Annotated in this window: 19 protein-coding genes; 11 read left to right on the forward strand and 8 right to left on the reverse strand. The window is 44.3% G+C overall.

The window, feature by feature from the left end:
- Positions 1-220 precede the first annotated feature (220 nt).
- The 5 genes from PN836_RS15050 to PN836_RS15070 all read left to right on the forward strand — a co-directional run bounded on the left by PN836_RS15050 (position 221) and on the right by PN836_RS15070 (position 4,545).
- Positions 221-460: a FeoA family protein gene (locus PN836_RS15050; protein ID WP_395339726.1), complete on the forward strand. Its 240-nt coding sequence runs from the start codon at positions 221-223 to the stop codon at positions 458-460.
- 6 nt (positions 461-466) lie between these two features.
- On the forward strand, positions 467-2,302 hold the full coding sequence (gene feoB / locus PN836_RS15055) for a ferrous iron transporter B (RefSeq protein WP_395339728.1): 1,836 nt from the start codon (positions 467-469) through the stop codon (positions 2,300-2,302).
- A 79-nt stretch (positions 2,303-2,381) separates the two neighbouring features.
- Positions 2,382-3,245: an ATP-grasp domain-containing protein gene (locus PN836_RS15060; protein WP_395339730.1), complete on the forward strand. Its 864-nt coding sequence runs from the start codon at positions 2,382-2,384 to the stop codon at positions 3,243-3,245.
- A 9-nt stretch (positions 3,246-3,254) separates the two neighbouring features.
- Positions 3,255-4,238, forward strand: a complete 984-nt coding sequence (locus PN836_RS15065; protein WP_395339732.1) for a carbon-nitrogen hydrolase family protein — start codon at positions 3,255-3,257, stop codon at positions 4,236-4,238.
- Between the two features lie 88 nt (positions 4,239-4,326).
- On the forward strand, positions 4,327-4,545 hold the full coding sequence (locus PN836_RS15070; protein ID WP_395339735.1) for a hypothetical protein: 219 nt from the start codon (positions 4,327-4,329) through the stop codon (positions 4,543-4,545).
- An 8-nt stretch (positions 4,546-4,553) separates the two neighbouring features.
- On the opposite strand, the gene ribA is transcribed toward PN836_RS15070, so the two are convergent.
- Together ribA and PN836_RS15080 are read right to left on the reverse strand one after the other, a co-directional pair.
- A complete protein-coding gene (gene ribA, locus PN836_RS15075; protein ID WP_395345680.1) occupies positions 4,554-5,171 on the reverse strand; it encodes a GTP cyclohydrolase II in 618 nt (205 codons plus the stop codon).
- A 111-nt stretch (positions 5,172-5,282) separates the two neighbouring features.
- On the reverse strand, positions 5,283-8,255 hold the full coding sequence (locus tag PN836_RS15080; protein WP_395339737.1) for an EAL domain-containing protein: 2,973 nt from the start codon (positions 8,253-8,255) through the stop codon (positions 5,283-5,285).
- 321 nt (positions 8,256-8,576) lie between these two features.
- On the opposite strand from PN836_RS15080, the gene PN836_RS15085 reads away from it, so the two are divergent.
- Together PN836_RS15085 and PN836_RS15090 are read left to right on the forward strand one after the other, a co-directional pair.
- Positions 8,577-8,855, forward strand: coding sequence for a c-type cytochrome (locus tag PN836_RS15085; RefSeq protein WP_395339739.1), 279 nt, complete (start codon positions 8,577-8,579; stop codon positions 8,853-8,855).
- 63 nt (positions 8,856-8,918) lie between these two features.
- Complete coding sequence (locus PN836_RS15090; protein ID WP_395339740.1) at positions 8,919-9,617, forward strand: glutathione S-transferase family protein; 699 nt, start codon at positions 8,919-8,921, stop codon at positions 9,615-9,617.
- Between the two features lie 34 nt (positions 9,618-9,651).
- On the opposite strand, the gene recQ is transcribed toward PN836_RS15090, so the two are convergent.
- Positions 9,652-11,490, reverse strand: coding sequence for a DNA helicase RecQ (recQ, locus tag PN836_RS15095; RefSeq protein ID WP_395339743.1), 1,839 nt, complete (start codon positions 11,488-11,490; stop codon positions 9,652-9,654).
- 407 nt (positions 11,491-11,897) lie between these two features.
- On the opposite strand from recQ, the gene rarD reads away from it, so the two are divergent.
- Entirely contained in the window at positions 11,898-12,806 is a 909-nt protein-coding gene (gene rarD, locus PN836_RS15100) for an EamA family transporter RarD (RefSeq protein ID WP_395339745.1), read from the forward strand.
- 1 nt (position 12,807) lies between these two features.
- Here the strand turns inward: rarD and PN836_RS15105 are convergent, their stop codons facing one another.
- The 4 genes from PN836_RS15105 to uvrD form a co-directional block, all read right to left on the reverse strand.
- Positions 12,808-13,620, reverse strand: a complete 813-nt coding sequence (locus PN836_RS15105) for a substrate-binding periplasmic protein (RefSeq protein ID WP_395339748.1) — start codon at positions 13,618-13,620, stop codon at positions 12,808-12,810.
- Positions 13,621-13,673: 53 nt separating this feature from the next.
- Positions 13,674-16,757 carry an efflux RND transporter permease subunit gene (locus tag PN836_RS15110; RefSeq protein WP_395345683.1) on the reverse strand — a complete coding sequence of 1,028 codons (3,084 nt, stop codon included), beginning with the start codon at positions 16,755-16,757 and terminating at the stop codon, positions 13,674-13,676.
- 101 nt (positions 16,758-16,858) lie between these two features.
- A complete protein-coding gene (locus tag PN836_RS15115; RefSeq protein ID WP_395339751.1) occupies positions 16,859-17,944 on the reverse strand; it encodes an efflux RND transporter periplasmic adaptor subunit in 1,086 nt (361 codons plus the stop codon).
- A gap of 95 nt (positions 17,945-18,039) precedes the next feature.
- The gene (uvrD, locus tag PN836_RS15120; protein WP_395339753.1) at positions 18,040-20,208 is read right to left on the reverse strand and encodes a DNA helicase II; all 2,169 of its coding nucleotides are present in this window, start codon (positions 20,206-20,208) and stop codon (positions 18,040-18,042) included.
- 168 nt (positions 20,209-20,376) lie between these two features.
- Here uvrD and PN836_RS15125 point away from each other — a divergent pair, with 168 nt between their 5' ends.
- From PN836_RS15125 to PN836_RS15135, 3 genes are read left to right on the forward strand one after another with little or no spacing between them, the layout of a single operon-like run.
- A complete protein-coding gene (locus PN836_RS15125) occupies positions 20,377-20,703 on the forward strand; it encodes a hypothetical protein (RefSeq protein WP_395339755.1) in 327 nt (108 codons plus the stop codon).
- A 7-nt stretch (positions 20,704-20,710) separates the two neighbouring features.
- On the forward strand, positions 20,711-21,535 hold the full coding sequence (cysE, locus tag PN836_RS15130) for a serine O-acetyltransferase (protein WP_395339756.1): 825 nt from the start codon (positions 20,711-20,713) through the stop codon (positions 21,533-21,535).
- A 4-nt stretch (positions 21,536-21,539) separates the two neighbouring features.
- Positions 21,540-21,899 carry a DUF2750 domain-containing protein gene (locus PN836_RS15135; protein WP_395339758.1) on the forward strand — a complete coding sequence of 120 codons (360 nt, stop codon included), beginning with the start codon at positions 21,540-21,542 and terminating at the stop codon, positions 21,897-21,899.
- Between the two features lie 52 nt (positions 21,900-21,951).
- On the opposite strand, the gene PN836_RS15140 is transcribed toward PN836_RS15135, so the two are convergent.
- Positions 21,952-22,971, reverse strand: coding sequence for a helix-turn-helix domain-containing protein (locus PN836_RS15140; RefSeq protein WP_395339760.1), 1,020 nt, complete (start codon positions 22,969-22,971; stop codon positions 21,952-21,954).
- Positions 22,972-23,034: the final 63 nt, after the last annotated feature.

The following is a 23,034-nucleotide window of genomic DNA, read 5'->3' on the forward strand; positions in this document are numbered from 1 at the left end:
CCTAGCATAATGTCATTTGAAGAATGAGTGAGATCCTAGTCGCTGTGACGTGTTTCGTCCATCACTTCAGGTGCTAAACAGACAAATTTGATATCAGTAATACGGAGCAATTTGATCTCGGACAATTACTATTGAGAATTATTCGTATTTCTTGCCTGAGTAGTTTACTCTCTCATTTAAACAACTCGCTTTAGCATCCTAGCGACAATCGGAGTGAAGAATGACCATTTGGGATTTACCCAAACGCGCGACCGCAACCATTACCGGCCTCCATCAAACCATTGATGTGAGTTTAGGTCAGCGCCTACAAGAAATGGGTTTTACCCAAGGGCAATTGGTGACCTGCATGAAGCGCACGCCCTTTAGTGGGCCTTTAGTCATTCAAGTGCAAGACTGCGTGTATTCAGTTGACAGAGAACTTGCCGAGCAAGTGCATATTGACCTATCTGAGGTACACTAAAGGCGAATGTCTACAAACAAGAAAATAATACTGGTTGGAAAACCCAACTCCGGTAAAAGCCTGCTGTTTAACCAGCTTACTGGATTAAGGCAACAAGTGGCGAATTTTCCGGGCGTCACGGTAGAGTTAAAATCTGGCATGTTTGATGGCTTTGAACTGGTAGATTTTCCAGGCACATACTCATTGAAATCGCTCTCTAAAGACGAATCCATTGCCATAGAGCAGCTCCATCGAGCGCTTGAGTCTCAACATACCAGCCTAATAGTATGTAATCTAGATGCCACCAAGCTTGAGCGAAGCCTAGTGTTTGCCTTACAGGTGCAAGCCCTTGCAAAATCGCATTCAAAAGGCTGTGTCTTTGCGCTTAACATGATGGATGAAGTGGCTCGATTTGGTTTTGAGTACGACACGAAGGCACTGTCTGAAAAGCTTGGCTCGCCAGTCTATGCGATCTCGGCCAAAACCTTGCTGGGTATAAAAGAGTTTCAAGCGGCATTAAAACATCATGCGATGAAGCCACAAAGCGCTCAAGTACGCACCACCGAGCTTGGAAAAAGTGAAAACACACCAGCCCTTGTTAAGGCTAAGTCGCTTGCAAAAGAGTTTGGCATCAGGCAAGAAATCATGCTCAAAAAGCAAAACATGATAGACGGATTATTGCTTAATAGCGTGTTTGGGGCGCTGGCTTTTGCACTTATTATGTTTTTCTTATTCCAGAGTATTTTCACTTGGGCTGCCCCCCTCATGGACGGTGTTGAGCATGTTCTGTCGCTACTTGCGGCTATAGTAAGCTCGTCCTTACCCGTAGGCACTTTCAACGACTTTGTTAATGATGCATTGTTTGGCGGAGTAGGGGCGTTCTTAGTCTTTGTGCCGCAAATCATGATCCTGACGCTAATTATTGGCTTACTGGAAGACAGTGGTTATTTGGCCAGAGCTGCGCTGATTTGTCACAAACCTTTAAGCTTATTTGGACTGTCTGGTAGAAGCTTTATTCCTTATTTATCGGGGCACGCCTGCGCTATTCCAGCGATTATGGCCGCGAGAACCATTGAGTCACCGCGCAAACGTTTAATTACAATGATGACTGTTCCACTGATGTCTTGTTCTGCTCGATTACCCGTGTATGCATTACTGATTGCCATTTTAGTGCCAGACCTTGCTTACTTAGGTGGATGGGTAAATTTGCAGGGCATCATTTTCTTTGTGCTCTATTTCGGCGGGATCCTGACTGCGCTCATTGTGAGCAAAATGATTCATGTCTTCATAACTGAAGAAGGTTCACAAAACGATTTACCATTTATATTGGAATTACCTAGCTACCGTTTGCCGCATTGGCGTCCTCTTTTCTACAAAACCTTAAACAGCGGTATTTACTTTGTAAAGCGTGCAGCGCCAATTATTTTTATGGTGTCGGTTGTGATCTGGGTATTGGGCTACTTTCCATCAAACGGTGATTTGCAAAATAGTTATTTGGCGATGATTGGGCGTTTCATTGAACCCGTGTTTGCGCCGCTCGGAATAGACTGGCGCTACGGCGTAGCTATTCTGGTGTCGTTCTTAGCACGTGAGGTCTTTGTTGGTGTGCTTGGGACTTTATTTAATATAGATGACGCCGAAGAGAATATGATGGGCCTGGCAGAGCAAATTCAGGAGGATAGTTTTACATTGGCGTCTGGAGTTGCACTACTTGCCTTTTACGTTATTGCCTTACAATGCGTTGCAACCGTTGCTACGCTAAAAGGGGAAACGTCTAAAAATCGATATTCATGGGGAGTGTTTCTCGTTTACGGGGTGCTGGCATACTGCCTAAGTGCCTTACTATACGCCATGTTAAGTTGAGGTAAATTTCTAAAGCGATTTACCTGAGCGCTTAAATTATTTAATCTACGCTTTGCAAAGTTGTAGAAGAGCGATATCCATGCCCCGCTGTGCCTTTTTAAGCACTGATAACCTTGAAGATTTTTTTGTTTACGATGATTTAGTAAAACCATTCCTCAGACGCCTAGGTTGGGCAGTCGAGGATGTATCGTGGAAAAACAAGTATGTCGATTATAACCAATACGAGCTTGTAGTGGTTCGTAGTACTTGGGATTATCAGCAATCGCCTGATGCATTTTTAGCGTGTCTTGAGAGGATACATTTCTCCAAAGCTTCGTTAGAAAATTCGCTAGCGCTAATGCGCTGGAATTTGTCTAAGGCCTATTTGAAAGACTTAGCGCAAGAAAATGTTCAAATTTTGGATACGCTCTGGTATTCGTCATATCGTTCCCAGGATATTCAGGCAGCATTTAGGCATTTTCAGGCCCAGCAACTGATCATCAAACCATTAGTCAGCGCGAATGCAGATGATACTTTCTTGTTCACCTTGCCAGAACTATCAGTTTTAGACGAAGCGCTTCAACACCTTTTTAAAAATCGCCCGTTCATGGTGCAAGCCTTTGAAGCGTCTATCTTGAAAGATGGCGAGTATTCGCTGTTTTATTTCAGCGGCCAGTTTAGTCATGCCATCCGTAAAATGCCTGCATCGGGAGACTTTCGAGTGCAAGAAGAGCACGGTGGGCAATTAGAGAGTCTTTCTCCTAGCAAGGCGATGTTCGAACTGGCAGAAAAAACCTTACAGGCGATGCCAGCCGATGCACTTTATGCGCGTATTGATATGCTAAATACAAAAATGGGGATGGCAATTATCGAAGTTGAGCTTATTGAACCCTCTTTATATTTCAATATGGATATCGAATCGGCTAAACGATTTGCACAAGCCATTCATCAAAAGTACGCCTAGGAACTTACTATGACAATAGCAGAGAAAACACATGCACAATCCAGCGACGGGATGAAGGTCGCGCTAGCGCAAATCGCACCTGTTTGGCTCAATCGGGAGGCGACCACTCAAAAGGTGATTGCGGCAATCGTTGAAGCTGCTAATAAAGAGGCGTCACTTGTCACTTTTGGTGAATGTTTGTTGCCGGGCTATCCTTTTTGGTTAGATTTTACGGGCGGGGCTGAGTTTAATTCAAGTAAACACAAAACAATCCATGCCCACTACTTAGATCAAGCGGTCAACATTGAGCAAGGACATCTGGACTTAGTTTGTGAGGCGGCAAAACAGCATAAGATTGCTGTCGTGTTAGGCATAGCAGAGCGACCTGATGATAGAGGCGGACATTCAGTCTATGCCTCGCTCGTCTATATTAACCAGCATGGATGTATTGAAAATGTTCATAGAAAGCTTATGCCAACCTACGAAGAGCGATTAACGTGGTCGCCAGGTGATGGTCATGGCTTGCGTACCTTTAAGTTAGCACAGTTTACGCTTGGCTCGCTTAATTGTTGGGAAAACTGGATGCCGCTTGCACGCGCCGCCCTTTATGCACAAGGTGAAGATTTACACATTGCGAGTTGGCCCGGAGGCGAACATAACACCCACGATTTAACGCGCTTTATCGCCAAAGAAGGGCGCAGCTTCGTTGTGTCTGTGTCAGGCTTAATGCGCAAAGAGGACTTTCCTGAAAATACACCATATTATGAAGAGATAATGCTTAAATCTCCATTGGTGCTGGCTAATGGGGCTTCTTGCGTTGCTGCGCCAGACGGTGAATGGGTACTAGAGCCACAAATTGGGGAGGAGGGAGTGTTCGTTGTCAGTATCTCTTATCAAAAAGTGCTTGAGGAGCGACAAAACTTCGACCCTGTGGGACACTATTCTCGTCCAGATATTACTCAACTTCAGGTAAACCGAGAAAGGCAAACTACGGCCAAGTTTAAAGACGAATAACAAAGCGATTTGTAAAGAAGACTAAAGCCTGAGAAAAAAGCAGCGATAACCTTTGTATATAATGGTCATATCATCGTACAGGCTGCACATGTTCCTCATTATCAAAGGGCAATTGAATTTAAGTAACTATTTCGCATTTATGGTGCTTTCAACGCTTGTACTGGTTGCAGTTGTGATTGCATCTTTCATGTTTCCATTTGACAAAAATGGCTTGGCAGTCAGTATGGCCTTGCTCAGCATACTCTCTGTTGCATGCAGTATTAAAGTGATGAGTCTGCTCAGCGTTCAATCAGAGGACGAAGGTTAGTGTCGAATTCACTTCAATTTTTCAGGGTCGAAGGTATGTCCTAGTTTTGAGGTTTTCGTCATTAAATAGTGTTTGTTATCTGCCGTAACACCATGGTCGATTGGTTTGCGAGACACTACATTGATGCCCATTTCTTCAAGTGCAAGCAATTTTTTGGGGTTATTCGTCATCAACTCAACCTTATTCACGCCCAACTGAGCTAGCATCATTTTACAAATGTTATAGTCTCGCAGGTCTGCATCGAAACCCAGATGTTGATTGGCTTCAACCGTATCGTAGCCAGCATCTTGAAGTTGATAGGCTTTAATCTTATTAAGCAGTCCGATTCCTCGCCCTTCTTGACGCAGATAGAGCAAAATACCGCTGCCATGATGGACGATGTTTTCGAGCGCTTTTTCTAGTTGGAATCCACAATCGCATCGCGTGCTAAACAGGGCATCTCCAGTCAAACACTCACTGTGAATACGAATAGGCACAACGCTGTCTTCTTCCCATTTACCATAGGATAGAGCCACATGTTCTTGCCCACTTTGAACCTCCACAAATCCGTGAATAATAAATTCACCATAGCGAGTGGGTAGCTTTGCTTTGCTTACAAATTCATAAGCGGTATTGCTTGAGTCCATATCGTGTGTCGATTTATTAAATTGTTCCATTACGGGTATATTCATATACATTCAAGCTAACTATGCATCCATATTCCTGTTTGGCAAATACGATTAAATAGTCATGCGTCCTTATTTTAAGTCTGGCTGTAACGTATACGACGCGTATTGCAAAATGGGTGCAGGCTTTGCAATGGCAAATCCCTGCGCAAAATCTACGCCCAATTTACCGACCTGAACCATAATTTCCTGGCTTTCAACAAATTCAGCGACAGTTTGTATTTTCATCGCGTCAGCGACATCTCTAATGGATGTCACCATGGCAAGGTCAATTTTGTCATTGAGAATATCACGGATAAAATTTCCGTCTATTTTTAAATAATCGACCGGTAAATTCTTTAGGTAGCTGTAGCTTGAAAAACCGGTACCAAAATCATCTAAAGCGAATGAGCAGCCTAACTTTTTAAATTCCTTCATAAAGCTAATTGCATCGTTTAAGCGAATGATGGCCATAGTTTCGGTGACTTCAAAACAGACTTTGCCGTGCGGTATTTGATATTTATCGAAGGCGTTTAGTAAGAAAAATTTAAAGTCTTCGTCTGACAATGAAATACCTGAAAGGTTAATATTTACTTTGGCAAGAGACGCTTGGTGGGCTTTATTTTGATTTAGCCATTTGAAGTATGACTCAATTACCCATTTATCAATTTTATTGCTCAAACCTGATTTTTCTGCACTGGGCATAAAAAATTCAGGGGCGACTAAATCGCCATCTTGTGTTTTTAGCCGCAACAGGATTTCATAATAGTCAAACTCGTCGTTGTGAGCGAGCGGGCGATAGTGCTGATAAAACAGTGAAAAGTTCCCATGTGTAAGCGCATGCTTGACTTCATTGACCCAATAAAGATGCTTCTGATAACTGGAGTGAAGATGCATATCCGCAGAATAAATATGTGCCTTATTTTTGCGATTGCCATGTGTTCCAGATTTAGCATCTTCTTTTGCAATAATGCATGCCGTGTCGGCGAATGCGAGCATTTCTTCACCATTGGGCAAAAGCGTGTTGTTCGTCATTGGCTCATAAATGGAAATACCGATGCTGATACTTTGAATAAAGCGATGCTTATCCCACTTAAATTCAAATGTTTGTGCGCTGTCCAGTAAGGCATCCGTTAGGGCGCTTAATTCCTGTTTGTCAGAAAATTCTGCAATGATACCGAATTGGTCTGCGCTTAAACGCGCAAATGCATATTGCTCATGCACAACATCAAATAACACGTGCGATAGCTCTTTTATAAAGACATCACCCGCGGTGTGCCCGCACGTGTCATTAATGAGTTTGAATTGGTCTACATCTAAAAATAGCAAGGCAAATTCACTCGCTTTTTCATCGTGCGATTGAATGCGTTCTTCCAAAATAGAGAGAAAGTGCCTTCGGTTATACAATCCTGTGAGCTGATCATGACTATTCAAGTATTGCAGGTTTACCTGATGAAGACGTCGCTCAGTCACATCAAACAATGAGCCAAACTGCAAGGTAGTATCACCAATTTTTTTAAGTTGAGCTGAGATACTAAACCAAAATTCAGAGCCATCAATACGTTTACCCTTTACCTCTTTTCCTAGCACTGTTTGCTGAATGCTAAGCTCACCCAATAAAAGGTCCGCATCTTTTGTTTGTGCAAAGAAACTGGAAAGATGCTTATGGCCGGCTAAAAATGCGTGGCTATCTTCATAGCCAAACAAGGCACAAATAGCCGGATTAATATGAATCAGTTCACCGCTAGGATGGGCTGTATAAAGACCTTCAGCCGCATGTTGAAACAAATCATTATACTGCTGCAGCTCCTGAATTTTTTTGACTTGTTCACCACTGTTAGCAGATTGAATGGATTGCTCTCGGCTGATAATTGCAACGCCAATTAGCATGACGCCGATACAGCTAAAGATGAAAGGATAGGGTGCAGAGAATGACAGGTGGCCAGTATTATTTACGAGCATTGATAGTTCAATCAAACCCACTATACCCAGCGCAAACCAGCCGCTAAAGTAGATAAGCGTGCTACGCAAATCGATACCCTTTCGATAAATAAAGGTGGCAACTAATTTGCTCAATAAAAACAAAAACGAGAAGACAATAAGGGAAATGAGTTGATACAAATCGTTAAATACAAAGATGCCAATCAGCGGAAACACAAGCAATACGTAATGCGCACGCAACCATAGCCGTGAAATCGGTTGGAAAATAATACGCGTTATTTTGATTGCGGCAAATAGGGTCACGGTTAAACTTATTGCGGTCAATTCCGCCGCAAAGGACGGCACCATAAACAGCATTGGAAGTATGCCTTCCGTGGACAACATGGTTGTCATTGCCGCAGTTGCAAAGACGCAAAACCAAAATCGTGACGGCGCGTTTCTAAGTACGTATGTAAACAAAAAATACGTTGCCAATAAGGACAGACCGCCGCTCATCGCACCGAGAAGGATAAGCCTTATACCCGCCTGTGTGTTGTATGCATCAGCTTGCCAAAGTTCAACTGGAATCACCGACAAACCGTCGTCTTGAATACGCAAATAGATGGTCATCAGAGAGTTGCTTCTCGCCGTGAAGGTCATTTTGAATCCACTACGACTTAAATTTGCACTCGTTGGACTTTCGCTCTGAAGTCTGGATGATTGAACGATTCTTAACTGCTCATCCAACAAGTATGCCTCGGCGCGGTCGACAAAGGTATTTCCCGCTACAAGAGTGAGTAAGCGGTTACTATCGGCAAAATTATCAATCTGAAAGCGTATCCACAGTGCTGATTCTTCTTCAATGTTGACAATTTCCGTATGCGAACGCCATTGTTGTTCTTGCAGTACGTCAGACAACAGGAGGCTTTGGTCGGTGATTAGGAACTCAGCATTGTTTGTTAGATTGATTGAAGCATCAAAGTCTGCACTGACGATATGCCCGTCGCTTTGAGCCAAACTAGTGTTGTTGAGTGGCAATTCGCTGCCCGTTTGCGCGCTTGCCAGCGACGTATACACCAGAGCGTTGATTAAAAACGCTATGCTAAAGAGTAGACCAAGGAAAGACTGATAATGCTGAGTTTTCAATCCGATGTGTACCGCCAGAAAATTACAAACTAGAGCGATAATAGTAGCAGACATTCTATAAAAAGTGACAGATTTACTGCCATAAGACTCAATCCGATTAGGTGTTAAGCATACACAGACTTTATTTTTCCCTTCGCTTGGTTTACCGTCGTATACTCAAACTTGAACGACATTGAAGAGCCCATCTTGCTAAGTACTACTGCGCCCAAACATTCATCTTTCGCTATCCTAATATGGTGTTTCTTTAAGAGAGTTCGACCTTTTAGCTTGCGTTTCGCCGTACTATTGACCGCTATTGTTCTTGGCGCGTGTGGTCAACCAATGGCCTCTGGTGACATAGAACAGGGGCAAGAAAAGGCAGCGATATGCGGTCAGTGCCACGGTAAAAATGGCATCTCTATTGTGCCAATCTACCCTAATCTTGCCGGTCAGAAAGAGCAATATCTGGTCTTGTCATTGCAGGCCTACCGCAGCGGAGAACGCGTCAACATGGCAATGACACCCCATGCCCGCAAGTTGTCTGACGAAGATATTGCTGATTTAGCAGCGTACTATGCGGCAATGGATCCTGCCGGTGGTGGCTTGAAACAGACAGACTGAAAAGCAAACCAAAAAGACATGTGATGTGTAAGGATACTATCCATACTTAACTTAGCTATTTATATGTTCACATTACATCACCTGATTGAATCACGCTCGCAGCGCATTGTTTGGATGCTAGAAATGGTCGGCGTCGAGTATCAAATAAAAGCGTATAAGCGCGATGCTAAAACAAATTTGGCACCGGATAATTACAAGGCGCTTCATCCTCTGGGCTCAGCGCCATTGCTTGAGCATCACCTGAGCGATGGCACAAGCACAATGACCGCAGAATCAGGCGCTATTTGTGAATATATTGTTCAAAAAACGGGTAAGCGGGAATTACTGCATGGCGCAGACCCTGATAAAGAGAGCGAAAATTATCTCTCGGTTCAGTTTTGGTCTCATTATAGCGAAGGAAGCTTTTTACCTCCTTTAGTTGCCACAATGGTGTTAAATAAGGCGAGGGCAAAGGCAAAGCCGTTTTTTGTGAAGTATATTGCAAACAAACTGGTTGATGCCATCTTGGATGCATATTTTAATAAGGTAAGTGAGAGAAACTTGAAGTTTGTGGAAGCATATCTGCATGACAACGAGTTCTTTGCTGGTTCAAGTCCAACCATCGCAGATGTGCAGATGAGTTTTGGCTTAGAAGCCCTTGTCAAGGCGGGAAAACTAGACTCATGTCCGCATATAACTGAGTATGTCGCGCGTCTTCATACCATGCCTTCGTACCGCGCAGCAATGGAAAAAATGGCAAGCGCAGAAAAGCACCCAGTTTAAGATAACCCGACCTCTGGATAAGAACGTGATTCGACTATTTTGCGTCTAGGTAGTCGTTTATCAGCCCGATAAAGGCCTCGCCATACTTTTCTAACTTTCGTTCCCCCACACCGGTGACGTTTAAAAAAGCGTTTGCACTGGTTGGGAGCGTTCGTGTCATGTCCGCTAGCGTGGCGTCGCTGAAGATGACAAATGCGGGTTTATCGTTTTCGTCCGCGATCAGTTTTCTTAAAGACTTAAGTTTTTCGAAGAGCTTTTGATCAAGATTCGTAGGTACATATTTGTCTTTTCTACCCTGTGAAACAGCGAATTTTGGCACCGCTAGTTCTACATTCTTTTCGCCTTTAAGTACGGCTCTGGCAGATTGGTTTAGACAAAGAATGCCCGATCGGGTCATATCGATGCGAATCAGGCCAACGTGTATAAGCTGCTGAATAATGTTATGCCAATAGCTGTCGCTTTTGTCTCTGCCAATGCCATAGGTGCTCAAGTCATTGTGTTTTGCGTCGATTATGCGCTTATGCTGAAGTCCTCGCAGCACATCAATCACATAACTGGCCCTTGTATCTAGCTTTAAACGATAAATACAAGACAGCACTTTTTGTGCATCCATACTTGCGTCGAACATTTTCGGTGGATCAAGACAGATATCGCAATTGCCACAGGAAGTATCTCGATAATCAGCGAAGTAATTAAGCAGTACTTGTCTGCGACAGGTTTGCGCTTCTGCAAACGACTCCATCGCTTCAAATTTGTGCATTTCAATAGCAAATCGTTCAGCGGTGCTGCCATCAGCAATCCACTTTTTTATGCGAGCGCCATCACGTTCGTCATACAGCAGTAGTGCCTCTGCCGGCATACCGTCTCGGCCTGCTCTTCCCGTTTCTTGGTAGAACGCCTCAACGCTCCTAGGCACGTCATGATGCACCACAAATCGTACGTTTGATTTATTGATGCCCATGCCAAAAGCAACGGTGGCGACCACGACTTGTAAGTTATCTTTTAAGAATTGATTTTGCACTAACTCGCGCATCTCACTTTCCCTGCCGGCATGGTAGGCATCACAGCGTATCCCAGCTTGCGTAAGCTTTGCAGTAAGGTCGTCAACTTTTGCGCGGCTGTTGCAGTACACAATGCCAGCATTCCCACCTTGCTGGCGGACGAAATCAACGACTTGATCAAAGCCTTTATATTTTCTGAGCAGGTTATATCGAATGTTGGGACGGTCAAATCCGCCTTTATAAACATACGCATCCGGTATATTTAATTGAAACTGAATATCGTGTTGTGTTGCCACATCAGCCGTAGCGGTAAGCGCCATCATTGGTACATTAGGGAATATGTGCTTGAGCTGTCCCAAGTTTCGATAGTCTTTTCGAAAGTCATGTCCCCAATGGCTTACGCAGTGTGCTTCATCTACTGCGATAAGACTAATGTTGAGGGAGCTCAATACATTAAGAAAGTAAGGCTGCAGTGCGCGCTCGGGGGCAAGATAAAGTAGCTTGATGCGGCTTTCTTTTAAAGCATTTATGACTGCTTTGGCGTCATCTGAACTTAAACTAGAGTTGAGGTATGCCGCTTCAACGCCAAGCTCTTTAAGCTGTTGGACTTGGTCCTGCATTAGAGAGATAAGTGGTGATATGACAACAGTAATGCCTTCAAGTACCACTGCGGGAACTTGAAAGCACAGCGATTTACCGCCACCAGTAGGCAATAAAATTAAACTGTCATGACCTTTGAATATCTGTTCAATTACTTCTTGCTGGCCGGCTCTGAAATGGTCAAAACCAAAGGTTTGCTTGAGCACCTTTTTGCAATCAGCGATTGGCTCACGGTTGTCTTTCAAAATTGGATAAGCTTGAATGGCGTTCACAGGTTTATATTACTTCCAGTAACTGAAGTGTACCCATTTGCCGATCAAAATCATATGGACTTCGTGACAGGTTTTGCATTACTTTTTATCCCTAGCTTAAGTAATATTTGCGTTTTGTGCTGAGTGGGTAGACAATCCGCGCCTGCGATAATCAAGCAACGAGAAAAGCCTCTCTAGGTACGTAACCTCAACTCGGGATAAGCGACAGCGCCAAGTAGCGATAAAAACGCGAATTACTGCGTTGCAAAAGCGAGCAATAGAATGACTATTACGTCACTTTTGCGCCTTGCACTTCACGTTTTTATCACTACTTGGTGATAATTTAATAAATACATAGTTAAAACATGCATTTGCACTATCGCTTATCCCGAGTTGAGGTTACATAATTATATGGTTTTAAGGCGATTATGAGTAGCACAAGCGCTGACTCCCAGCGTTCCGGAATACTGTTTGCAATTTCTGCCTATACAATGTGGGGCGTTGCTCCTATTTACTTTAAAGCACTAACACACATTCCCGCTCAAGAAATCCTCATGCACCGAGTGGTTTGGTCGGTATTGGTCTTGCTCGTATTAATTATTGGGCTTCGCCATTTTCGCAAAGTACGTGATGCGCTTGGTTCTGCTAAAGTCCTTGCTACCCTTTTCTGTGCAGGTTTTTTGCTCGCTGGCAACTGGCTATTATTTATATGGGCAGTCAACCATAACTTTATGCTTGAGGCTAGCTTAGGATATTTCATCAATCCTTTGATCAACGTCTTTCTTGGTAGAGTGTTTTTAGGTGAAAAACTCAGACCCGTACAAAAGCTTGCAGTGCTTATTGCCATGATTGGCGTTGGTTTGTTGGTATTCTCATATGGTCATTTGCCTTGGATTGCACTTACGCTTGCATGCAGCTTTGGTATATATGGACTGTTACGAAAGCAGGTAAATGTTGATTCTATGCCGGGGCTGTTTATAGAAACGGGTATGATGCTGCCGGCTGCCATTATTTATTGGTGGTTTTTCGCAAGTGTAAGCTCAGACATGACGCTAAACAGTAGTTCGTTAAATATGCTCTTACTGTTTGCAGGGGTGCTTACCACCGCCCCCCTTTTGTGTTTTACCGCGGCTGCAAGAAGAATCAAATATTCTACGCTTGGTATGTTTCAATATATTGGTCCAAGCATTATGTTTGTGCTTGCCATCGCGGTTTATGGCGAAAGCTTGAGTCAACAGAGGCTTATAACCTTCTTTCTAGTGTGGAGTGCGTTAGCGATTTACAGCTATGATTCTCTGCATCAGCGTAATAAGGTACGCAAAGCAAGCAAACGCTGAGCTATAGACAAGTTTCTTTGATGCTCTTTGACAAGTTATCTTCCAACCAGTTTGCATACTCTTTCGGTTGAAATTCCTTGATCAAGGCCTTCAGTTTACCACTTTTATGAAGTTCAATAGCAGCGAGCTGAAGCTTATCAACCATGTCTTTCGAAGTATCTAGGTGCAGGGCAAGGAAGTTGCCAAAGGTGTCACTATAGGTAAGAGGAAATACGGGTTCGAGCTGCTCGTAGTCCACGATGCCTTCTTGAATTTGATAAGGCAAGGTATTCACTGATGCAACAATAAGGTCTAAACGGCCTTGTGAAAAAGCGCGTAGATCACCGAATTTTTGATTGTACAAAAATAAGTTTTGGTTAACTGTAAATCCAAGTTGGTTAAAATAGCCCTCGTACGCTAAGTTCTTTCCTAAACCGACGGAGTAATTGAGTAAATCTTGCTCATCATCTATTTGGATATCAGTTCGATTTCGCAGCTTAAAGAAACAAGCTTTACCAAATGCGAGGGGACCAACCCAATGGAAAATGTCCTCTCGTTCAGGTAATTTCGATGTTGATACTATACCCACATTCGCTTCGCTTGTTGCTAACCTATACGCGCGATTCCAAGGCATTATTTTGAATTCGCACTCAATATTTGCGAGCTTGCATAGATAGCGCGTCGCTTCAATGTTAATTCCAGTGACTTTTCCATATTCTTCAAAATTATAGGGTGGAAGCGTCTCTGTGACGATGGTGAGCTTTTGGGACGAAAAGGCAAATCCAGACGTGCATATGAACATAAAAAATGCACATAACTTAAATTCGCTTTTCATACGCTACCTATTTGGTTTATCTGACATATTACTTATCGGCAGATACTAATCGTTTATGACTGCATTTCCCCTTGACTGAGCGGGGCATTTGCCAAAGATTCTTTCTTTTCGTCTTGAGAATGATCTGAGGCTAGCGTCATGTATACGCTTGGCAACACTAATAAGGTGAAGATTGTGCCTACTAGCATGCCCGCCACCAAAATAATACCAATACTATTTCTTGCCTCAGCGCCTGCGCCTGTTACAAGCACAAGTGGGAAATGACCCAAAACAGTAGCGCCGGTAGTCATTAATACGGGTCGTAGTCTTGTTTTTGCCGCTTCTTGCACTGCGGCAAGTTTTTCGAGTCCTTGACGCTGCATATGATTGGCAAACTCAACAATTAAGATCCCATTTTTGGCAATTAATCCAACGAGTGTGATGAAACCCACCTGAGAATAAATATTGATGGTGGTAAAATCGAGAAAGGAAAACATCATTGCGCCCGAGAGCGCCAGCGGGACTGAACCTAGCAACACGACAAGAGGGTCACGCAAGCTATTAAACTGTATAGCTAAAACCAAGTACACAAAAACCAGCGCCACCAATAGCACGCCTTCAAGTGTGTTGCCCTCTACGCGAATTTGTCGAGACTCTCCTGCGTAGTCAACCGTGTATTGCGCCGGCAATATATCAGCGGCAATATCTTCCAGTATGGAAAGGCCCTGTTCTTTTGTTGTGCCAGGCACAGGCTCCGCAAAAATTCTAAAAGCGTTTTTTTGTTGAAATTTTGCCAAAACGCGCGGAGCGGTTTCCGTTTCCAGGCGAGCAATTGAACGTACGGGTATCATTTCGCCACTGGGTGTGCGAATTTGTAGATTAAGTATGGCCTCTGGATTGAGTCGTTCGCTTTCTCTTAGCATGGGGATAACGCGGTAGGCGCGGCCGTCCTGATTGTAGCGATTAACAAAGTTACCCGATAGCAAGGTAGATAACTGGCTAGAGACTGACGATAAATCCATGCCTAAGTCAGCAATGTATTGGCGATTAAACACAAATCGGGCTTGTGGTAAGTCAATTTTTAAATCGGTATTGGCAAATAGAAAGCGTCCTGAACTACTCGCGCTGGCCACGATTTCGTCAGCGTATTGTTTCATCACTGCATAGTCATCAGTGCTTTGTACGACCATTTCTACAGAGAAATTGCCTGCGGTTGGCAAGGCCGAATCGAGCACAGGAAAGGCCTTTACTCCGCTTACAGCGCCGAGGCTGCCGAATGCTTGCCAATACATCTCTTGAACGTTTTGACTGCGTTCGCTCAAAGGCACAAAGTCAACACCAGAAAATCCACCAGTGGGCGTCATGATTTGCCACATGAAGGTAGCACCTTCAAGCTGCTTCATTGTGCTTACCACGTCATCCATATAGTCCAAAGTGTAGTCTATCGATGCATCAGGCGCAGATTCAACAATGACTGAAATGCCCGATTGATCTTCAGTAGGCGCCAGCTCTTTAAGAGATAACATATAAAATGGCCCGCTTAGCAGAGATAAAAACACTGCAGAAAACAGAACTTGATATCGATACTCGATGGTTTTTAATAAGACCTTGCCATATTTTTGCTGCAATACCTCAAAGATACGATTCACTTTGCGTGTGATCTTACCTTCTTTACCGCCTCTAGGGCAGGCATATGCGCTCATAATAGGTGACAGCGTGACGGCCACAACACCCGATATCAACACTGCAATAGCTAGAGTGAAAGCAAACTCCTTAAATAGAGCGCCGGTGAGCCCGGAGAGTAAACCAATAGGTGCATATACCGCCGCCAGCGTTACCGTCATACTGATAATGGGTGACAAAAGTTGTCTGGAGCTGGCCAATGCCGCCTGCATGCGTCCCATCCCGGAGCGCATATAACGTGCTACGTTTTCGACCACGACAATAGCGTCGTCAACCACTAAGCCAACGGATAAGACGATTGCTAATATAGTGAGCAGGTTGAGCGAAAATCCCGCAAGCGAGATCGCTGCAATGGCGCCAAGAATTGAGATAGGTATGGTCACTAGCGGGACTAATGCTGTGCGAAATGAGCCCATCATCGACAACACAACAATGCCGACCAATACGACTGTTTCAATAAGCGTGATAAAAATTTCTTTGAGTGCATCACGCATATATATCGTGCCGTCATATCCATCTGTGATGCTCAAGCCTTTGGGGAGGGTGCTGTTGATTTCATCAATCATCACATACAGCGCATCGCCAATCGCTATTTCGTTGGCACCAGGAAGCGGCCACACTGAAATGTACAACACAATGTCCTCGTCGAGGCGTGCGGTGACCACACCCTCTTCCTCGCCCAGCTCGATGTCGGCAATATCCGCTAAGCTTATTTGTACACCGTCGACTTCTCTCACCACCAAGTTTTCGAATTCTTGCACGTTAGTTAAGTTAGTGTCGGTGAGCAAAGCGATGCGCTGCTGGTCGTTTTCGCTACTGCCAAATGTACCAATGAGGTTATTAGCTCTTAACGCGGCAGATACGTCAGTCGCGGCGATATCAAATGCAGCCATTTTTTTGGGGTCAAGCCAAACGCGCATGGCGGGATTGCGACTTCCCTCCAAACCAATTCGTTGAACACCCGGAATCGACGCCATTGTAGGTGTAACATTTCGGCGTAAGTAATCGCTCACTTCCAAGCGCGACATATCAGCAGCTTCTTCGTCATAATTAACGGTTAAATAGAAGATGGCGAAAGGTCTATCGGCACGCACTACTTGGATGGCCGGATCTTCCGCCCCTTCAGGCAGCTCAAAACGAATTTGATCAATGCGCGCTGAAAGCTCGGCAAGCGCTGAAGAGCTGTCTTCATTAAGACGCAGCCATACTGTCACGGTGCTAAGGCCTGGTGTGGTATTGGAATCCACATAATCAACCCCCGGAACTGATGACGCCGCGCGCTCAATTGGTTCGGTAATAAACCCCTGTATGGTTTCGGCTGATGCACCGACATACGGGGTGGTAATTTGAATTGAAGCACTGCTGATTTGTGGAAACTGCAACACGGGTATACTCATGAATGCACGCACACCTAAAAGGACAATTGCAAGCGACAATACGATTGCAATGATGGGGCGTTTCGAAAAGATATCCATTACAGAGGGAGTATTAATCAAGCGAGAACCAGACTCGCTCTCACTCAGAGACGGTTCAGTCACTGAAGACGTTTTGTGGATAGAGTTGTCGGTATTACTCATTATTGACGCGCCTGTGCAGTATTGACGAGCAAGCCTTCAGTGAGTTTTGCTGAGCCTACTGTAGCTACGATGTCGCCGTCTTCGATTCCGCTGGATATCATCGCTGTGTCTCGTTCCCGCGCAACATACCGTACAGGTTTTCTGAGCGCTCGGTAGTTACCTGCATCGTCTTGCTGGAGCACGAAAACATAGCTGCCAAAGGTATCAAAGCGTAAGGCTTCATTGGGAAGTGCAATGACTTGCTGGGGATCAGCTATGGGCATTATCACTGACACTAAGGAGCCAGGTTTAAGTTTGGCTTGCACGTTATCAAGTGCTGCGCGCACCAAAACCGACCGTGAAGTACTCGAGATTTGCTGATTTACGGCAATTACTGAGGCGATTTGTGCTTCTTGCAATAGCTCGGGTGACTGAACACTTATCTTACTGCCAATGTTGATGTCGGCATGCCATTGAGGGATAGAAAAATCAATCCACACTTGTGACAAATCACCCACTAGGTAAGTGATAATTGAATTTGCAGATATGTAAGTGCCAACTTCCCATTGATGTATGCTGGTCTTGCCGCTGAATGGCGCAAGTATTGTTTTTCGGTCTATTGTTGCCTGTAGTGCTTTTGCTCTGGCTCGATTCACCGCCAGCTGCGAATTCGCTCGGTCTAACTGGTCGACAGATGAGGCGCGAACTTCCAATAAATCACTGAAGCGTTTAACGTCAAGCTTGGTTAATTCAATTTCTGCCTCAATTGCTTCAAGCTCTGCTAGTTCGGGGGCTATGTCAAACTGAATCAATAAATCACCTTGATTCACGTCTGCGCCTGACTCGAACGCCACTTTACTGATGATACCTTCAAACTCATTACGAAGCTCAACGGAGCGAGTAGCGCGCACCTCACCAATCACTTCGATATTCTTCTGCCAGCTTGAATAGCTTGCTTCTATCACTTCTACGGTTTCGCTTGGCTCAGGGAAAGACTCACCAAATGCAATGGCCGCTTTAATCTGAGTAAACTTTACAAAGCCAAGCGCCGCTACTATTGCGATGAGTGTTATCAAGGTGATTAGCCAGCGTTTAAATTGAAGCATTGAATATCCCGGTGTTTAGGAGTCGATGATTGACATTGTTACTGAAGGCATAGCTAAAGCGATTACACTCAGCTCTCGCATTACGCATGTTTAATTTATAGCTTTTGTAATTTAGCATAGGCGAGTACTAGCCATTTGCTACCAAAATCATCAAAATTAACCTGCACTCGAGCATGGTCGCCAGATCCCTCGTAATTTAAGACAGTCCCCTCTCCGAATTTCTTATGCGCGACTCTCTCGCCAAGCGTAAATCCACTGTCAACAAAACTTTCATGAGAAGTCGCAGCACTAAAGCGATTGTGAATAGGCTGACTCACCTGTGAACGTAAGCGAATTTCTTCCATATATTCACTTGGAATTTCTTTTACAAAGCGAGAAATAGTGTGGTACTTGTCTTGTCCATAAAGTCTGCGCGTTTCCGCGTAGGTGATAACTAACTGCTGCATGGCCCGCGTCATGCCAACGTAGGCCAATCGTCGTTCTTCTTCTAAACGCCCTGGCTCATCGTTGCTCATGTTGCTGGGAAACATGCCCTCTTCCACGCCAGCGAGCACAACAAGTGGAAACTCCAAGCCTTTTGCAGTGTGGATGGTCATCATTTGCACTGCGTCTTGATTGACATCAGCTTGCGCCTCTCCAGCCTCTAATGACGCGTGAGCTAAAAACGCGGCGAGCGGCGTCATTTCTTCAGCATCTTCGGGCGGCTCGAACTGCTTACAGGCCGTTACCAATTCCTGTAAGTTTTCGACTCTAGCCTGGGCCTTTTCACCCTTTTCTGCCTGATACATGGCGTATAGGCCCGAGCCTTTTATGATTTCGTCTGCCATTTTCTCAATTGGCATGCCAGCTACTTTTTCGCTCAGATCTTTAATCATGTCGATAAATCCACTCAAAGCATTGGCGGCTCGCCCTGATAAGTGTTTTGCAGACAGCATTGCTAAACTTGCATCCCACATGGATAAGTTTTGTTCGCGAGCAAAGCCTCTGATGTTCGCCAAGGTTTTTTCGCCCATGCCGCGTGTTGGCGTATTCACGACTCGTTCGAAAGCTGCATCGTCTATGGCATTATTGACCAAGCGCATATAAGCCAGTGCATCTTTTATTTCTTGGCGTTCGAAGAATCGCAAACCACCGTAGATACGATAGGGTAGGGCTTCATGCAGCAGCGCCTCTTCAAGCACACGAGACTGTGCATTGTTGCGGTACAATATCGCGCAATCTTTTAACGCTGCACCGTCTTCAAAAAACTGCTTGATACGCGACACAATAAATCGAGCCTCATCCATCTCGTTGAATCCGGCATATAGGGCAATTTTGTTGCCTTCAGTACCGTCGGTCCACAAGTCTTTACCTAATCGGCCCTGATTGTTGGCAATGACTGCGTTAGCCGCTTTGAGGATATTGCTGGTGGAGCGATAATTTTGCTCCAAGCGTATGGTGTGCGCTGATGGAAAGTCTTTCAGGAAATGCGATATATTCTCTACATTAGCGCCACGCCATCCATAAATAGACTGGTCGTCATCCCCAACAATCATTATGGTGTTTTCAGGACTTTTTAAAAGCTTAAGCCAAGCGTATTGAATGTTGTTTGTGTCTTGGAATTCATCAACCAGAATCGCTCTAAAGCGCTGTTGGTAATGGCGCCTTAAAGATTCCCCATCGCGAAGTATCTCGAAGGCTAATAGTAAAAGCTCCGCAAAGTCCACCAAACCAGAGCGTTTGCAGGTTTGCTCGTAGGCAGCATAAATTTCCTTCATTTTTTGCTGGGTCGGATCGTTATAAGTCTCAACATGCTCGGCTCGCAAGCCTTCGTCTTTATTGCCGTTAATAAACCACTGTATTTGTTTAGGCGGCCAGTGCTTTTCATCTAAATTCATCGCTTTTAATAAGCGCTTAATTAAGCGGTATTGATCGTCTGAGTCTAAAATACTGAAGTTTTGCGGCAAGCCTGCATCTTCATAGTGGAGGCGTAGCAATCGATGTGCTAAACCATGAAATGTGCCAATCCACATCGCATTCATAGGCGCATTCATTAAATGCTCCACCCGCCCCCGCATTTCTCGCGCGGCTTTGTTGGTAAATGTTACGGCCAGAATGCTGAATGGCGCAAGTGCCTCTACTTCCATCAACCAAGCAATTCGATGCACAAGTACGCGCGTTTTGCCGCTGCCTGCTCCCGCAAGCACAAGCATATTTCCATTTTCGGCGGCAACCGACTCGCGTTGCTTGTCGTTTAGCTTATCAAGTAGTCTTGATACATCCATTCACTGTGTCCTATCAAATACAAATTTGTCTTGAATTGAACCGTTCCTAGGTCTATCGAGTTAACACTATGAGAAACGGCTGTTTATTCATGCAATTGTAGCAATTTTTTAATACAATGGCTGGGTTTTTATACAGTTAATATACACAGTAAAAAGGATGCTTAAGCAATGAAGCTATTGTTCACTCGCAACGAAACGCCAGAGAAAGTGGTGATCGTGTTCAAGCCCTACTCTATGTACGTTCTGTTGGTAGTATTGCTCATGCTCATGGCTGTTAGCTTTATTGATGCGCTTGCTTCATATGAGTATCTCGCGAATTATTTAATGCCAGTAGCGGCGCTTGTTGTCGTTGCTCGCATTATTTTTATGCACAAGGTGAACAAAGAAATCCAGCAAGCCATTCGAGATGAAAGGGTCGAAATAAGCGGGGGCAAGCTAAGCGCGAAAAATCCGCTGACCTTTGTTATAATTAAGCTTAAAGCACAGGAAACCTAGATCACCAATGACGCGTATTCATACACACACCAGCATTGATAGCAGCCAAGACTTCTGGTTTGCATTAAAAGAAGAGGCAAAGGCAGTTTCTCAACGAGAGCCATTACTTTCAAGTTACCTGCACGCCTGCGTACTGTCTCACCATAATCTTGAGACCTCGCTCAGCTTTATTTTGTCAAATAAAATCAGTGATGATGTGATGCCTGCAATCGCAGTGAGCGAAATGTTTGATGAAGCCTATTTACTTAATCCCTCCATGATAGACGCCGCCATGTTGGATGCGATGGCAATCGTGCAGCGAGATCCTGCGGTTTCCACCTACCTTCCGGTACTCATTCACTTCAAAGGATTTCAAGCGCTACAGGTTCATCGCTTAGCCCACTACTTGTGGCAAAAAGGTCGCAAAGAATTGGCGCTGTTTATGCAAAGTCGAAACTCCGAGGTGTTTTCTGTTGATATCCATCCTGCCGCGGTCATTGGCAAAGGCGTTATGTTTGACCATGCTACTGGTATCGTTATTGGTGAAACGGCGGTTGTTGAAGATAACGTGTCTATTTTGCAAGAGGTGACGCTTGGCGGAACGGGCAACGAATCGGGCGACCGGCATCCAAAGGTGCGACAAGGCGTGATGATTGGCTCGGGTGCTAAGATTTTGGGTAATATCGAAATTGGTCGTGGTTCAAGAATCGGTGCGGGTAGTGTAGTGCTCAATGACGTACCCCAGTGCACGACCGTTGTTGGTGTGCCTGCAAAAGTGGTTGGGATTACCGATTGTGATAGACCGTGTGATTCAATGCAGCAGAATGTTTTGGCCAACTCACCGCCAGGTTAGATAGATGCAAAGTAACGAACTAGTGATGCAAATGAGTGCTGATAAGCGCTATCGATACCTTGTTGATCAAGCAAAACAAAATGAGACGTTGTGGATATTGACCGACGATGATGGTTGCGTAATGCTAAATGCGGAAGATGAAGACTGTGTACCGGTTTGGCCGGCAAAAGACTTTGCAAATTACTGGGCAACCGGCGAGTGGGAACATTGCAGAGCCCAAGCAATATCGCTAGAGGATTGGTTGGAGCGCTGGACGCCAGGCTTAGAGGAAGATGACCTTCTATTGGTTGCTTTTCCCAATCCAAATGAGCAAGGGCTGGTGATTGAGCCTGACATGTTCGACGAGGACTTACGTAGCGTCTAGTACTTGTATAGTTGTGGGTGGTATTCGTTAAGTATTTTTATTGCATGCCTGCCTACGTATTCGCGCGTATTTGACTCGGTGAACAACCAAACTTCTTTTTTATTGCAGTGGAAAAGTTACATTGATATTTAAAGCCCACTAAATTAGCGACTTCTTGAATCGATATGTTCGATTGTGACAACATTTGATAACCTAACTCTAGCTTTTTATCCTGCACTAAATCGGAAATTCCTAGGCCATAGACTTCTTTGAAACCATAGAAGAGCTTATTTCGATTAACGCCCACGTCTTTGGCTAGCTCTGCTACAGTAGGAGGAGATTGAAAGTGTTCCAATAATATACTGTGAGCTCGTTTGATAGCCGCTTGGTCAAACTCATTGAGCTTGACATGTCTTTCTTGCAATCTCAGCTTTTGAATTTCATTGATTGATTTACATAGTATTTCCAAGCATTTTGCCTTCATCAGAGCGATACGCATTGGACCTTTAAGCTCATTGTGAATTAAGTCATTTGTCATTTTGTTCAATTCTTGAGAAAAGTGAAAGAAACGATGAAAGCTATCAATTGAATAAGCGTTTAGAGCAGCCTGCAGCAATTCAGGCATGTTATCTATGTTTAAGTTAGTAATTTCCTCAATCAAGGATGGCTTACAACACAATGTTGCCCAAATTGATTTTGTATCTTGTTTTAACTCTTCTGCAATTTCAGCATGGGGAGGATTGTTGATAATCCGCCAAGATGGCGACAAGGCCTGTATGCTGCTATCTTGTGAAATGGACATGTCTACGTTAATCGAAAGGCTAAAGTTAAACCTGATCCAGTCGTAATCTCTCAGAATGATCGTTTGATCTTGATGCCACTCACAGTCCATCACAATCAAACATAGATCGCTTTTGAGCTGATAAAACTCTATCCGCCCAGATAAAATATCGTTCGCAAATTGATAGATATCGGCGCTTCCAAAATCACTTGTAAAGCGCCATTGAGAATCGCGATGAGGATCAAACAATTGCGTGATCACACTATTTATATTAGACCACTCAAAGCGATTTATTACAGTGTTTTGCGACATGAATTACTTTTCGAAAATGATAGTTTAACAGGCATTCAAAATAACAATCATCTTAGATTACCA

The sequence above is a fragment of the Ningiella algicola genome, assembly GCF_028401415.2.
Taxonomy (GTDB): Bacteria; Pseudomonadota; Gammaproteobacteria; order Enterobacterales; family Alteromonadaceae; genus Glaciecola.

Coding starts and splice junctions, on each gene's coding strand:
- PN836_RS15050 (WP_395339726.1), top strand. CDS start 221: ATGACCATTTGGGATTTACCCAAACGCGCGACCGCAACCATTACCGGC.
- feoB (WP_395339728.1), top strand. CDS start 467: ATGTCTACAAACAAGAAAATAATACTGGTTGGAAAACCCAACTCCGGT.
- PN836_RS15060 (WP_395339730.1), top strand. CDS start 2,382: ATGCCCCGCTGTGCCTTTTTAAGCACTGATAACCTTGAAGATTTTTTT.
- PN836_RS15065 (WP_395339732.1), top strand. CDS start 3,255: ATGACAATAGCAGAGAAAACACATGCACAATCCAGCGACGGGATGAAG.
- PN836_RS15070 (WP_395339735.1), top strand. CDS start 4,327: ATGTTCCTCATTATCAAAGGGCAATTGAATTTAAGTAACTATTTCGCA.
- ribA (WP_395345680.1), bottom strand. CDS start 5,171: ATGGACTCAAGCAATACCGCTTATGAATTTGTAAGCAAAGCAAAGCTA.
- PN836_RS15085 (WP_395339739.1), top strand. CDS start 8,577: ATGGCCTCTGGTGACATAGAACAGGGGCAAGAAAAGGCAGCGATATGC.
- PN836_RS15090 (WP_395339740.1), top strand. CDS start 8,919: ATGTTCACATTACATCACCTGATTGAATCACGCTCGCAGCGCATTGTT.
- rarD (WP_395339745.1), top strand. CDS start 11,898: ATGAGTAGCACAAGCGCTGACTCCCAGCGTTCCGGAATACTGTTTGCA.
- PN836_RS15105 (WP_395339748.1), bottom strand. CDS start 13,620: ATGAAAAGCGAATTTAAGTTATGTGCATTTTTTATGTTCATATGCACG.
- PN836_RS15110 (WP_395345683.1), bottom strand. CDS start 16,757: ATGGATATCTTTTCGAAACGCCCCATCATTGCAATCGTATTGTCGCTT.
- PN836_RS15115 (WP_395339751.1), bottom strand. CDS start 17,944: ATGCTTCAATTTAAACGCTGGCTAATCACCTTGATAACACTCATCGCA.
- uvrD (WP_395339753.1), bottom strand. CDS start 20,208: ATGGATGTATCAAGACTACTTGATAAGCTAAACGACAAGCAACGCGAG.
- PN836_RS15125 (WP_395339755.1), top strand. CDS start 20,377: ATGAAGCTATTGTTCACTCGCAACGAAACGCCAGAGAAAGTGGTGATC.
- cysE (WP_395339756.1), top strand. CDS start 20,711: ATGACGCGTATTCATACACACACCAGCATTGATAGCAGCCAAGACTTC.
- PN836_RS15135 (WP_395339758.1), top strand. CDS start 21,540: ATGCAAAGTAACGAACTAGTGATGCAAATGAGTGCTGATAAGCGCTAT.
- PN836_RS15140 (WP_395339760.1), bottom strand. CDS start 22,971: ATGTCGCAAAACACTGTAATAAATCGCTTTGAGTGGTCTAATATAAAT.